The sequence below is a fragment of the Nostoc sp. genome (assembly GCF_054880495.1).
The window spans coordinates 1-11,976 of record NZ_JBTYKD010000104.1; the positions used below are offsets into that span (position 1 = coordinate 1).

Genomic DNA, 11,976 nt, shown 5'->3' on the forward strand with positions numbered 1-11,976 from the left:
ATTGCAGCGCATTGAGTGGAGAATAATCATAAAGAGGAGAATATCCCTAAACTTCATTGAATCAAGGTGCAATATGAATACACCGTCGGTATTTTAAGCATTCTGGTAGTCCCGTCCTTTTTGGGGATGGGGATTTCCCGTAAGCCTTGATGTTTCCAATCTCCGTTATTCACTCTTAACCATTCTTCCAGGTGGAAGCGTTCGCTAAAGGTGAGGGATTTTTTACCATCGATACCAGCCGTCTTTTTACCAGCATTTAGCTGAGATACTTGTCTAATTGCAAGAAATCGAGCCGAGGTTGATTTAAGAATAAGCTTTTGGAGTGACCGTGCTGACCGCTTATCGCCAACTTGAACAGCTTTAAATACGCGTCTTTGAAGGCGGAAAAGGTTACGGCGGAATTTCTTCCACGGTAGAGCTTTCCAAGATTCACTAGTTTGATAACTGTGTCTAATCATTTTCTCTTCTCTGGGTTGTATTTTCTGAACACCTCGCAGCAATTACGTTGCGTCCTACCCTAACTGTGGGGATTCCTCCGCTCGTCTGGGCTACCCAAGGTTCGACTGCCTTAAGACCCACAATTAGTTTTTATTCGTTCCCTCGGTGAGATTGATAGTTCCTTTAGATGTAGCCACTTCAACTACTAGATTCCCTGGACTCTTGCCGTTATACGTGCAATTACGGCGGGGATTAGCTCTAGTGGGGTCAGGGGTGATGGTTGTTACGCCCTGCCCAAAGACTAAGTTGCTTTTCTAGGCTCTGTTTCATCATGGGAACCCCCTATTAGCGCTAGTGTCAGCCCGTAACGGCTGTCTAATTGCGCCCTGTTCCCAGCTTCACTCTACAAGAAACGAGCTTGTTCGGTGTGGGCAGGTAAGGAGTCAATTCTGAGTCTGAATGGTAGGGCTTGCACCTACATCAAACCGAGAGTTCAACCTTCTATGGCAGTAATCTGCTGCCAGGTTGGATTAGCTATGTACGGACTTACACCGTGATTCACTAATCAACGAATCGCACTACACATATCTTTGTACAGGATTAAAACGGTGTGGGACAACTCTAAAATACTTGTGTGTACACGGTAGCCCTATTCTGGGAAGATTATATGACTATTAAAGATGAGTATTGAAGGTACTATCTCTAGTTTTATTTTCCCATTTTTGGTAAATAAGACTGACGATACTTGTTCTTAGCCATCAGCCTAGCCTCACGCTTTGTCCACTGTTTTTGTAAAGGAACATCAGCTAATTTTTGCAATAATATGAATACACTATCATCTCCAGTCAACCGAGCGATGATTTGAGCGATCGCCTTACAACAACTCCAAGGATGACGCACCACCTGAACTTCTGCAAATCTCACCACACCCCAATTGCGCTCTAAGAAAAAACGGTTACGGATTTTATCGTCATCAACATCAATGCAGTGGTGAGGTTTACCTGTATCTCCAGCATAAGGTTCATCAATCTCAATATCGAGAGCTAACCCAGAAGATTGATGGTAAAGGATAAAATCAGCTGAGTAACGTCGAGACGAACCAGGAATTTCAAATTCCACCGCTTGACAGATAAGATTCTCTAGAAACGCACACAGTAAATGGCGAAAAAACTCCTTTTCACTGACACCTTGCTTGGCCGTACCATTTACATTTGGTAATTGAACGCATCCTTGCAACGAAGCTTTCAGATGCTCCCGTGCTTGATAAGCGTTAGTAAACCGTCTTGCTAGTGGTGGATAAAGGATAACCGGATAGTAGCTAGTAGACATTAGTAGTTATCGGGCTGCTCGCGTCTAACGCTTTTTATTCGCAAGTATCAACCTTAATTGTAATCAAAAAAACTTATTTAAGGCACTGACCAAGTGCATAATAATATCATTCCCCCACCGACAAAAACCAATGAACCTTCCTCAGTAAATTGCCGAATATTCCAGCATCTAACCCCAGTCAACCTAATGACCAAAATCCTCGATTAATGGAGATACCCATGAAAGAATTAATGAAACAGCCTTCATCTTGGCTACCAAATGGAATAAAACTTAATCTTTCCGATCAGTTTCGTCCTTTTTCTTTTACTGAAGAATTACAAATACGTTTAGAGGAACTATTAGAAAAAAATAAAGAAAATTTACTCAATCCAGATGAACAAGCAGAATTAGCTGGGTTATTGGAATTAGAAAAAATCTTCAGTTTTATCAACGCTAAACTTGCTTCTTAATTGTGGTTATCAACAATTTTGTTCGCTTAAATGTCCGTAAAAGGGCAAAATACTTGTGTGAATATTGTCACTCTCCAGAACGCTCAAATGCAACACCCTTTACCATTGATCACATTATTCCTCAATCTTTAGGAGGATCAGACGATCTCAATAATTTGGCTTTAGCTTGTCATCGTTGTAATCAAAGGCGGTATAATTTTACAACTGGGATTGATCCAGAAACACAAACAGAAGTTCCATTATTTAATCCGAGAAATCAAAATTGGTCAGAGCATTTTATCTGGACAAAAAATGGGTTAAATATCATTGGAACAACTCCTATAGGTCGTGCAACTTGCAGTCGTTTTGATTTTAATGATCAAAACCATGATGATGGGTTTATTCTAAATTCCCGTCAACTTTGGTTAACAGCAGGTTGGCATCCACCTATTGATGATCTACGTCAATAATAATAAAAGAATATCCATCTTAATGAACACTAATAAATTAAACTTTTTCGGGTATTTGTGTGAGGGTTTGGAATCCTAGCCATTGACAGATAAACTTGCTGCGGTTGCTCTCCAGACGCGCTATCGCGCCACGGTTTCTAGCATTAAGCAAGCAACATTTATGCAAACACTGACAACTTCACTTGACTCAACTACTGCTGCTCATCAAAATCTTCAACCTAAACAAGAAATTGCTTCCAATTTATCTTTCAATACTAATTTAGATTCAGGCACTATAGCTATCTTAGAACAAATTGAAGCTGAATATGAATACTACGAAACTTGTGAGGAGTGGTAATCATGAATTTAGCACTCGCTCAACAATCCTTAGCAGGACTTTCCCAAACTGCTGCTCATCTCTGGGAACAACTAACCAATTGCCAGACTACTGAAGAAGAAGCTGCTATCATCACCGCTATTTGGGAAACTCAGGAAGTTCAGGAAGAAGTTGTTGATATCCAAGCAGAACTGGCATTACAACTGGATGCTGAAATAGCGGCTATTAAGCAACGACTAGAACATCTAAAAGCTGTACATCAATCAGCACTGTTAAGACTAGAACGCTGGCGACAAAAATTAGATGAAACTATTTTAGAACAAACCGCCGCAGGAATTCTACCTGAGCAAATGATTGGTAATTCACTTCGCATCACAATTCAAGAAAATCCGCCAAGTTGTGAGGTGCTGATAGATGCAGAACAATTGTCTCCAAAATACCGCAGAGAAAAGACTGTTTACTCAGCAGACAAGAAAGCTATCATTGCTGCTTGGAAGAAAGGTATTCCTGTAGATGGCACTCACATCCAGCGTAAGCGCCGAGTTATCTATGCTTTGACAGCAACAGCAATTCAAGACTTCAAAGACTCGCTTTTAACTTAGCAATAGCTTTAACTAATTTATCAGCCAACAGCATGAATTTTACTGTTTAGTTGGCTGCTAATTATAACTCTTTTTTAAGACTTAAGTACGTTGGCACTATGAAAGTCAAATATGTTCAAACGTAACTGAATTAAGCCTGGTTTCTAAAATAAATAGTATTTCATCTGTTTCTCTAACTGCTCATTTTTAGCCAACCAAACACCTGAGCTACAGTTAACTCCAAGTCTATCCCGGCTAACACTGGCAAACGCTCATCACCCTGTAAAAGTTCTGGTTGTTGATTTGGACGGAAGACCAAAATAGAACGATCTTCTGGATCTATCAACCAACCTAATTGGCAACCATGATCTAAGCAATAGAGAATATTGCCTGTAACTCGATTTGAACTTTGTTCGGGAGAAAGAATTTCAATTGTCCAGTCTGGAGAAAGCAGAAAATCATTGGGTGCCTCCCCATCAGCAGCAAAGGGAATACGTGACCAGTTGAAAACCGCTACATCAGGTACTATTGAGCGGATACCAAAACTACAGCGCAGTTCTGGAAAGGCATAAGCAACATGAAGGCTTTCGGCAACATCATTAATACTGTTGCACAGCCTTAACTGTAATCGGCTATGCTTCCCTTTTGGCATTGGCTTGGTGATAATCTCACCATTAATGTAAATGCTTGCAGGCTTTGTTTCTGGTAGCTTGAGAAACTCCTCCAGAGTCAGGGATTGGGCAATTACCGTGGACATGGCTCAGTCGAGAAAAGCAAAGGGGATATGTTTTAGTCTAGCAGTACCTACTCTCAAAAACAGTTTCTACTTCTGGCTACCGCCACAACTGCTTGCACACCAGTTAACAAGGCTAAAAAAGCTATGACTACAAAATGGCTAACACCAGAACAGGCCATTGTCAAAGCCAACCTCACTATTACATCTGAAACCTTAAAATCTTACATTTCAGAACAACAGGGAAAAACCACTGCTGAAGAACAATTCCAAGCTCTAGGATTGCTATTTGACAGGGAACGCTTGCGTGCAGGTAAACCTAACTTTTTACAACTTTTAGAACCAGTAAGTGATGAAAATAGCTACGGCAAAGATGAAATCGACTCTCACCAGTTAGACGACGATGACATAGAAACATCTGCTATCAACAAGGTAAATCAACTAGAACCATTTATTTTCGAGCAATGTAAAGTTCAAATCGTTATCACCCTACTACCTACACAACAAACAGGAGATAGACCTGTAATGATTGCTGCCAGCAGTCACGGTGATTTCCCTGTAGTTACCATGCTCAATCAGGAAGAACTCGGTGATTTACCACCTGCAATTGTTCAACTACTGGACGAACTCAAAGCCGATTTTCCTAATCGCCAAATTCGCCGGAATATAGCCCAGACTAAAGTTGTCAAAACCAATAAACCGCCCACTGCCCAAACTCCAGTTCGCACTGAAACTGCTAGCTCAGATACTACTAAACCAGCTAGTAATACTACGCAAATATCACTGTTTTAAATGCCATGAATACTACAGATAGTAACAAATTACTTGTTATCTACGAAGGTCAACAACACTGGATTCCAGAAGCGATCGCCATTAATGACCAATTACTACGGGATGCCTTCACTCCTCTTTGCGCTGAACTGGCAAACGCAGACATTGAGCGGAAACCAGGAGAACCCATTCACATCATCAAGAAGCCCGGTAAAAAAGGTACTTCTTCTCTAGATTGCTTGATAATGGCTCCTGAAGAAATCAACCCCGCAGTCCAAATGTGCTACCAAATGCGTCAACGTCAGATCATCACTGGAATTGACTGGCAAAATGCAGGACAGGTATCAGTCCAGATTGAAGAGGCGATCGCAGCTGGGACAGAATTTTCTCAGTTACTCAACCAAACCCTAAAATCCCTAACAGCCTGCACTCCCACATCTAGCGTTATCCCTGAAGGTTTTTGAGTGCTGACAAAAGGGGTTGGAAATTGACTTGAGGGATAAATTATTGTCCACATTATAGCAGTTTGCATTTCGATTGAAGTAGACCCCACACCTACCTCTGTCTTTTTGTTCTTCAATTCCGGCCCCCATAATAACGAGTTGCACTAAAATATGTCTCACCTCGTACCCCTCAGTATGGCAGAGGCAATTTATAGTCTTTATCAGTGCCAATTTACCTTAGATGCCACGGAATCACTCGATTATCTGGAAACCCAACTCAACCTCTACTCCTTACTAGCACTGTATCAGCACTACTTTCCCACCGAATGGAAAGCCAGCCAAGCCGCTATTTACCCACCGACAGATGTAGATTGCCATAGTCCCAGAGAACTGGAATTCATTGTACTGATTTACACTCATCTGTTTCCGTTATCCCACTGGACTGTAGAAACAGCCTACGAACAAAGATTGCACAGCATTCCTATTACCCCAATGGGTATTGACTGGACAATGGATGGAGAAATTGAACATCTCAAAGATGGTTGGCAACTACTTTTACCCTTTAGCCATGACAGTCGCCGTTGGCTTGATGACATACACCCAGAAGGTAGCGATTGGTTTGATAGTGAATTTGCAATTTACGAAATTACGTACACTGACATCGACCACCCAGACAAAATTGACCACAAAAAACTGAAACGGCAGTGTCATCACTTAGATAATCCTTTAAAGTTTCTGCCTTTAACTTTAAAGCTGCTAGACCATGAAACTAAAAACCTTTGGTTGGACGAGTACGCAGACGATTATTACTACCAACCTGACTGCACCTCTCTACCTTGGTCAAAAGCATCTATTGATTTGCTCACTAGAAAATGGCAGCAAGCCACCCGGATGCTGAACTGTGCAGCCAACTTAATTGATTGGCTAGAAGCAGACTTAAAACCTCATGCTCAGATTCTACTACAACTATGGAAACAAGCATTGAAACCACGTTAATCGACGTTACATCCGCAGCAATTCTATCCAGCGAGATTCTACGAGCAATTTTGGCAGAACCTCCCCGAAAATCTCCAGTAATTCAAGCAGAATTGCTGTTTTTGGATGGCATTTACATCTTCCATCACCGAGACAAAGAAATTGCCGATGCTCATATTTACAAATGTATCTCACCGGCAGCCCTGAGAATTGCTTTTAGCAACGAACCAATTGATACTGGTTGGATGGAACCAGGAATTGTGCGCTGGGGTACGGGCAGTACAGACACATATTTGGTAAAATTTATCCCACCAGCCACTCATAGAATCAATTGCGATGAACTTGGTTCTTTAATCGTTCCGCTACCTGCAATGGTGTTTGTGGGCAAGGGATTAAAGTATTGGGTTTGGGCAATTCAAGAACAGGAGTTTACCCCTCAAGCGTCAGCCTTTCATGTGCCACTACCAAATGTCTACAGTTCTGGACAGGTTTGCTGGGGAGTGAACGAACCACCTGCTGCTAATAGTCTATCAATTAACTATGCTTGGAATTTGTTTATTTCCAGTATTTTCACTAACCACTTAACAATAAGTAAATCACAAAAATACCGTAAGGATGTTCGCCACCAACTTCTAAAACTGCACAAAAGATGCAGACGTGCAACCTATCCTGTATCTGACCTTGTGCCTATCGGCAATCAGAAAAGTGTCGCTATGCTTGTGCAGGAAATCCTCGATGAACCCATTGCTTGAAGGCATTATTGGTTACAAAATTGTCACAACTTCATCTCTACCAACACACACCAGTAGTGGATTAGAGTACCTTTATGCCGGAAATGGCATCTTTGCTAGAGCCATTCGTCCTGGCATAGAGGTATTAATGCCTATTTGCTTGTGTTCCCAAACTATCAAAGGGCTACCTCACCTAACACCTTATCTCAAAGTCACTCCCTTAATTCCCAAACCGCTACTACTGGAAATGTGGCGGTCGAGTTATCAAGCTGGCAATCAATTTCATGAAATTCTCTTTCATCTCCAATGTACTGATGCAGGCTGGGATTTACAAGTCCCAGAGCAAATTCAAACTCCAACTAGCTGCCAGCCAACTCATTCTGGCAGTGACTCTTCCCACCAGAAAGCGGCTGTAGATATCCATTCCCACGGTTCCTTACCTGCCTTTTTCTCTACCACCGATAATGCTGACGAATCTGGCTTTCGCATTTATGGAGTACTAGGTAGAGTTAATACCCTGAAACCAGAGATTAAATTACGGGTTGGACTGTTTCGCCACTGTTGGGATGTACCTGCTAGAGCAGTGTTTGACATTGACCCAGACTTTTTTATGGTTGATGTCTCACTTTCATCTGGCTGCAAATTCTACAGTACCGATGTACCGCCTGTAAATGTGATGGAGAAGCTATGGAGGTGAATTTCAATTTAGCAAATGCTTGTCCCCTCACCAATACCTTTATCAACTTAACCAACCGTACTATGGAGCTAAATCTTGATTTGGCAAATGCTTCTCCTGTCCTGACTGTCAACTACTCGAAGATAGAACTGTGGCTAGTTGGGTGCGGCGGCACTGGTTCTTGGTTGGCTCCTTCTTTGGTTCGGTTAGGCAGAGTTCTTTCTCAGCAAGGTAAACAGGTGAAACTCTACTTTGTTGACCCGGATCATGTTGAGTCAGCTAACGTTTTCCGCCAGTGCTTCTGTGATGCAGAAATCGGACTCAACAAAGCCAAAACCCTGGCGCTGCGCTACTCCCTGGCTTGGAAGATGGAAGTTACAGCGATCGCTCAACCCTTCCAACCCGAATGGATTGTCCCCAGTTACAATACCCTAATTGTTGTGACTGCTTGCGTAGATAATGCCAAAGCCAGAGAGTCAATTACCCAAGTACTTCAGCACAACACTCATCGCCCTGCGCCTCACATTTGGCATTTGGATTGCGGTAACTCCAAGCGTAGTGGTCAGGTACTATTAGGTTCTCATCTGTCTACTAACCCCAATGACTATTATTTCCAGGCTTTAGGCTGCTTTCGCTTACCTGCGCCAACTATACAGCAACCTGATCTACTGGTTTCACAACCAGAAGAGTTGGCAGACAACAACTTGTCATGTGAACAAATGGCTTTGCTCAATAGCCAGTCCTTGAGCATTAACCAGCGAGTTGCTGCGGAAGCATTTGATTATTTGCTGCAACTGACGGCGGGGAAACTACGACGATTTGCTACTTATTTCGACTTAGAGAGTGGTAGCGGAAAATCCCTGTATACAACGCAAGTTGGTATTATGCAGGCGATTCTACTGGGTCATTCCTGTGCGTAGGCGTAGCCCGCACTTCTCTACGAGACGTTGCGCGTAGCTTGCTTCCACGTTCGCGGAGCGTGCCGTAGGCAAGTGGTACGACAAAGCTCAGTGACCGTCGTAGACATCGCTCCTCTCTCAAGTTAATAACCAAGCACTGTACAGTTGCTTCTGTACAGTGACTTTAATTAAGTAAACCAGCCCGCAACGCCAATACAGCTGCTTGAGTGCGATCGCTTGCACAAAGCTTGTTCAAAACCCCACGCACATATACTTTTACACTTCCCAGGCTGAGATAGAGTTTCTGGGCAATCTCGTTATTGCTATAGCCTTGGACAATTAACTCCAAGACTTGCAGTTCCCGATTTGTCAATGGATCTGCTTGCAGAATGCTTGCTTGCTCTGGGTCAATTGCAGAAATCGCTACCGTCTGAGTAGCATTCGGTTTTACCGCCGCCGCTCCTTGACGAGTATGCTTGAGAACAATACGAGCGATCGCTGGATCAATCCACGACTGACCTTCATGGGTGATATGCAGCGCTTCCAACAACAACTCGAATTTAATTGTCTTCACACAGTAAGAGTCTGCCCCGGCTGCAAACGCTGCCAGTACCATCTGTTCTTTGGCAAAGGAAGTGAGCATCATGACTTTAGTCTGTACTGCTGTTTCCGGCGTCAGAGATTCCCGAAACTGCTGCACCAGCCATATCCCGTCTCTGTCCGGCAAGCCAATATCGATGATTGCTATGTCTGGTTTTGTGCTTTGGAGCAGTTTCAACCCATTGGACGCTGTAGCTTCATCACCCACGACTTGAATACCTTCTTGCTCGTTGAGAGAACTACGCATCCCAATCCGCGTTAAGCTGTGGTCTTCAATAATTACCACTCGAATATCTCCCATCATTCACCTCAGCAGCTTGGTAACTATACTTTTCTAATTGTCGAATATGGTTTTAAGCAAAGGATTACTCCATTGGACGAAAAATTTTAGCTATTCAGCCAAAATGTGGCTGTTGAGATACAAAGCGGCATTTCAATGTTATTAAACCTCGTCCAGGTTGAAACCAGTAATTTTTACAGTATTGGCTGAAAAGTTGATATATCATCGGCTACATATCTCAACTAGCTGTTGAAAAAGCTCCAGTGTTCAAAATGGACGTGGTTTAATCTGAAAATTCTCTGAAAAAATCTTCCCAAAGTATAAAAAAATATAAAAGTACTGAAGTTAGACTGAAAGCAACACAGTTTATTTTGACCTGTGTCCACATCACACCCATAGGAGGATGCAACTTATCTCTAACCGAGAATCCTGGCTCTTACACATAGGCAGATTAACAATTGCGTTTTATGAAGAACACTTTATCTTGGAATATAACTTCAGAACAAAAAAACCAAAAAATTCTGCTGGTGGATGACTCAGCTGACAGCCTCCGCTTGCTGCAAGTCACTTTGAAGCTGAAGGGATACAACGTGACCATAGCCGACAGTGGTGCTGAAGCATTGGTAAAAATTGCCGAATCTCCTCCCGATTTGGTACTGCTAGATGTGGTGATGCCGGATATGGATGGCTATGAAGTTACCCAGCAAATTAAGCACAACTCAAACTTACCTTTTATCCCAATTTTGCTGGTGACAGGGTATGAAAAATCAAGTGTCGTCAAAGGTTTAGATGCAGGTGCAGACGAATTTATTCGCAAGCCGGTAGATAAGAAGGAATTACTGTCCAGGGTGCGGGCTTTGTTGAGACTAAAACACAGTATGAACGAACAACTGTTTCTCAGTCAACGACGGGAAGATTATGTGACCCGCCTCACTCACGATCTGCGAACTCCGTTGATAGCTGCTGACCAATTCCTAAAGTTGCTGCAAAGAGGTGTTTTTGGCAATACCTTATCAGCAATGCGTGAATCTTTAGAACAAATGGCTCAGAGTAACCAAACTTTGTTGTCAATGGTCGATACTTTGTTAGAAGTTTACCAGTATGAAGCTGGAGGCAAAACTTTGGATTTCTTTGTAGTTGACCTGTGGGAATTATGTCAGCAGGTAGTGCAAGAACTAATGCCTTTGGCTGATGTTAAACATTTAACTCTCAAAGCTGTCTTGACAAAGGGTACTGAAGCTTCTTTAGTTAGTGTTAGAGGCGATCGCCTGGAACTACGCCGACTGCTGACTAACTTAGTTGGTAACGCCATTCGCTTCAGTGATGCTGGGTCAGTAGAAGTTCGCCTCAATTCCACTGTTCAAGGGGTAACGATTGAAGTAGAGGATACAGGTATTGGCATGAATCCAGAAGAACAATTACTCTTATTTGATCGCTTTCGACAGGGCAAGCATCAACGTCGGGGGAACGGTTTAGGATTATATTTGTCCCGTCAAATTGTTGAAGCCCATCAGGGAAATATTTGTGTTTCATCGACTGTTGGGAAAGGCAGTATCTTCACAGTTTATTTACCTGTGCAAACAGCTTATTCAGAAATGTTATCAGCATAAAAAATTTGGAAAATCGAGCTTAAGGATTTGCAGCGAAATAAGTTACCTACTTTATCAACAAAACTGATAATCAAGGCTTTCAGTGATTCAAAAAGGTAACTTATTAATGCGTGCATCTTAAGGGAAGTTTTACCAAGATTCATCTGGTTCAGGTGGACGCCAACCACGAGTAGTTGAACTTTCATCACCTAGTCGATCAATTGCCCCAGGATCGCTATTGAGGAATTCATCTAAATCTTCATATCCACTTGGATAATAATAACCTGATGTAGGTTTGATAGGATTTTTCTTAATTATTATGCTTTCACCAGGTTTGAGATGAGCATATTCGGGGTAATGCTCATCTTGGGATATATCATCAGAAGGAGTGATCAACTCATCTCCTGGTGAATCTGGGTCATCGTCATAAAGCATGACTAATAAACCATCTTCTAGTCGTTGAATTCTTTTATTCATAAAATCTAGTGGTAGCTTCAAAATTGTGTAGCTTGAGTAACACAGTGGAACAATGATAATACGATTAAAAGCGCTGTTCAGCTATTTAACTTTCTTGGAAGTCTGCTAGCAGAGCTAATACCGTATAAAATACCGTCTGCCATGAAATCAGTAAATTATCCACTTGGATGATTTTATCCAGTGTAATTTCGTGCCAAGGTGAATATTGGAGTCTCATGCTTGCTAGATAAGCTATCTAAT

The 11,976-nt window shown here is 42.2% G+C and carries 16 protein-coding genes and 1 pseudogene; 11 read left to right on the forward strand and 6 right to left on the reverse strand.

All coding sequences use genetic code 11. The features are described 5' to 3' along the window. Positions 1 to 80 precede the first annotated feature (80 nt). Positions 81 to 458 (reverse strand): annotated as a pseudogene (locus ACYTXL_RS11635) (reverse transcriptase N-terminal domain-containing protein); the annotation flags it as partial. A gap of 688 nt (positions 459 to 1,146) precedes the next feature. Further along, positions 1,147 to 1,767 (reverse strand): hypothetical protein, encoded by a 621-nt coding sequence (locus tag ACYTXL_RS11640; RefSeq protein ID WP_461924881.1) that lies wholly within the window; start codon positions 1,765 to 1,767, stop codon positions 1,147 to 1,149. A 149-nt stretch (positions 1,768 to 1,916) separates the two neighbouring features. On the opposite strand from ACYTXL_RS11640, the gene ACYTXL_RS11645 reads away from it, so the two are divergent. The 4 genes from ACYTXL_RS11645 to ACYTXL_RS11660 all read left to right on the forward strand — a co-directional run bounded on the left by ACYTXL_RS11645 (position 1,917) and on the right by ACYTXL_RS11660 (position 3,583). Then, positions 1,917 to 2,216 carry a hypothetical protein gene (locus ACYTXL_RS11645; RefSeq protein ID WP_461924882.1) on the forward strand — a complete coding sequence of 100 codons (300 nt, stop codon included), beginning with the start codon at positions 1,917 to 1,919 and terminating at the stop codon, positions 2,214 to 2,216. A 2-nt stretch (positions 2,217 to 2,218) separates the two neighbouring features. Continuing rightward, on the forward strand, positions 2,219 to 2,665 hold the full coding sequence (locus tag ACYTXL_RS11650) for an HNH endonuclease (RefSeq protein ID WP_461924883.1): 447 nt from the start codon (positions 2,219 to 2,221) through the stop codon (positions 2,663 to 2,665). An 82-nt stretch (positions 2,666 to 2,747) separates the two neighbouring features. Then, positions 2,748 to 3,002, forward strand: coding sequence for a hypothetical protein (locus ACYTXL_RS11655; RefSeq protein WP_461924884.1), 255 nt, complete (start codon positions 2,748 to 2,750; stop codon positions 3,000 to 3,002). Positions 3,003 to 3,004: 2 nt separating this feature from the next. Continuing rightward, positions 3,005 to 3,583: a siphovirus Gp157 family protein gene (locus ACYTXL_RS11660; protein WP_461924885.1), complete on the forward strand. Its 579-nt coding sequence runs from the start codon at positions 3,005 to 3,007 to the stop codon at positions 3,581 to 3,583. Between the two features lie 172 nt (positions 3,584 to 3,755). Here the strand turns inward: ACYTXL_RS11660 and ACYTXL_RS11665 are convergent, their stop codons facing one another. Further along, entirely contained in the window at positions 3,756 to 4,319 is a 564-nt protein-coding gene (locus ACYTXL_RS11665; protein ID WP_461924886.1) for a Uma2 family endonuclease, read from the reverse strand. A 123-nt stretch (positions 4,320 to 4,442) separates the two neighbouring features. Here ACYTXL_RS11665 and ACYTXL_RS11670 point away from each other — a divergent pair, with 123 nt between their 5' ends. From ACYTXL_RS11670 to ACYTXL_RS11695, 6 genes are all read left to right on the forward strand, one after another. Then, positions 4,443 to 5,087: a hypothetical protein gene (locus ACYTXL_RS11670; protein WP_461924887.1), complete on the forward strand. Its 645-nt coding sequence runs from the start codon at positions 4,443 to 4,445 to the stop codon at positions 5,085 to 5,087. A 5-nt stretch (positions 5,088 to 5,092) separates the two neighbouring features. Continuing rightward, positions 5,093 to 5,530, forward strand: a complete 438-nt coding sequence (locus ACYTXL_RS11675; RefSeq protein WP_461924888.1) for a hypothetical protein — start codon at positions 5,093 to 5,095, stop codon at positions 5,528 to 5,530. A 150-nt stretch (positions 5,531 to 5,680) separates the two neighbouring features. Continuing rightward, positions 5,681 to 6,505 carry a hypothetical protein gene (locus ACYTXL_RS11680; RefSeq protein ID WP_461924889.1) on the forward strand — a complete coding sequence of 275 codons (825 nt, stop codon included), beginning with the start codon at positions 5,681 to 5,683 and terminating at the stop codon, positions 6,503 to 6,505. Continuing rightward, positions 6,478 to 7,236 carry a hypothetical protein gene (locus ACYTXL_RS11685; protein WP_461924890.1) on the forward strand — a complete coding sequence of 253 codons (759 nt, stop codon included), beginning with the start codon at positions 6,478 to 6,480 and terminating at the stop codon, positions 7,234 to 7,236. The genes ACYTXL_RS11680 and ACYTXL_RS11685 overlap by 28 nt, the downstream gene beginning before the upstream one ends. After that, the gene (locus ACYTXL_RS11690) at positions 7,220 to 7,912 is read left to right on the forward strand and encodes a hypothetical protein (protein WP_461924891.1); all 693 of its coding nucleotides are present in this window, start codon (positions 7,220 to 7,222) and stop codon (positions 7,910 to 7,912) included. Before ACYTXL_RS11685 ends, ACYTXL_RS11690 begins: the two co-directional genes overlap by 17 nt. Continuing rightward, positions 7,903 to 8,811, forward strand: a complete 909-nt coding sequence (locus tag ACYTXL_RS11695) for a ThiF family adenylyltransferase (protein ID WP_461924892.1) — start codon at positions 7,903 to 7,905, stop codon at positions 8,809 to 8,811. Before ACYTXL_RS11690 ends, ACYTXL_RS11695 begins: the two co-directional genes overlap by 10 nt. 163 nt (positions 8,812 to 8,974) lie before the next feature. Here the strand turns inward: ACYTXL_RS11695 and ACYTXL_RS11700 are convergent, their stop codons facing one another. After that, positions 8,975 to 9,691: a response regulator gene (locus ACYTXL_RS11700; RefSeq protein ID WP_461925028.1), complete on the reverse strand. Its 717-nt coding sequence runs from the start codon at positions 9,689 to 9,691 to the stop codon at positions 8,975 to 8,977. 446 nt (positions 9,692 to 10,137) lie between these two features. Between ACYTXL_RS11700 and ACYTXL_RS11705 the strand changes: the two genes are divergently transcribed. Continuing rightward, complete coding sequence (locus ACYTXL_RS11705) at positions 10,138 to 11,280, forward strand: hybrid sensor histidine kinase/response regulator (protein ID WP_461924893.1); 1,143 nt, start codon at positions 10,138 to 10,140, stop codon at positions 11,278 to 11,280. Between the two features lie 129 nt (positions 11,281 to 11,409). Here ACYTXL_RS11705 and ACYTXL_RS11710 read toward each other — a convergent pair whose 3' ends face one another. Next, positions 11,410 to 11,736 (reverse strand): hypothetical protein, encoded by a 327-nt coding sequence (locus ACYTXL_RS11710; protein WP_461924894.1) that lies wholly within the window; start codon positions 11,734 to 11,736, stop codon positions 11,410 to 11,412. An 85-nt stretch (positions 11,737 to 11,821) separates the two neighbouring features. Next, complete coding sequence (locus ACYTXL_RS11715; protein ID WP_258169890.1) at positions 11,822 to 11,953, reverse strand: hypothetical protein; 132 nt, start codon at positions 11,951 to 11,953, stop codon at positions 11,822 to 11,824. Positions 11,954 to 11,976 lie beyond the last annotated feature (23 nt).

Bases quoted from the DNA above. Each gene is read 5' to 3' on its own strand.
- ACYTXL_RS11640 (WP_461924881.1), bottom strand. From the start codon at position 1,767: ATGTCTACTAGCTACTATCCGGTTATCCTTTATCCACCACTAGCAAGA.
- ACYTXL_RS11660 (WP_461924885.1), top strand. From the start codon at position 3,005: ATGAATTTAGCACTCGCTCAACAATCCTTAGCAGGACTTTCCCAAACT.
- ACYTXL_RS11665 (WP_461924886.1), bottom strand. From the start codon at position 4,319: ATGTCCACGGTAATTGCCCAATCCCTGACTCTGGAGGAGTTTCTCAAG.
- ACYTXL_RS11670 (WP_461924887.1), top strand. From the start codon at position 4,443: ATGACTACAAAATGGCTAACACCAGAACAGGCCATTGTCAAAGCCAAC.
- ACYTXL_RS11675 (WP_461924888.1), top strand. From the start codon at position 5,093: ATGAATACTACAGATAGTAACAAATTACTTGTTATCTACGAAGGTCAA.
- ACYTXL_RS11680 (WP_461924889.1), top strand. From the start codon at position 5,681: ATGTCTCACCTCGTACCCCTCAGTATGGCAGAGGCAATTTATAGTCTT.
- ACYTXL_RS11685 (WP_461924890.1), top strand. From the start codon at position 6,478: ATGGAAACAAGCATTGAAACCACGTTAATCGACGTTACATCCGCAGCA.
- ACYTXL_RS11690 (WP_461924891.1), top strand. From the start codon at position 7,220: ATGAACCCATTGCTTGAAGGCATTATTGGTTACAAAATTGTCACAACT.
- ACYTXL_RS11695 (WP_461924892.1), top strand. From the start codon at position 7,903: ATGGAGGTGAATTTCAATTTAGCAAATGCTTGTCCCCTCACCAATACC.
- ACYTXL_RS11700 (WP_461925028.1), bottom strand. From the start codon at position 9,691: ATGGGAGATATTCGAGTGGTAATTATTGAAGACCACAGCTTAACGCGG.
- ACYTXL_RS11705 (WP_461924893.1), top strand. From the start codon at position 10,138: ATGAAGAACACTTTATCTTGGAATATAACTTCAGAACAAAAAAACCAA.
- ACYTXL_RS11710 (WP_461924894.1), bottom strand. From the start codon at position 11,736: ATGAATAAAAGAATTCAACGACTAGAAGATGGTTTATTAGTCATGCTT.
- ACYTXL_RS11715 (WP_258169890.1), bottom strand. From the start codon at position 11,953: ATGAGACTCCAATATTCACCTTGGCACGAAATTACACTGGATAAAATC.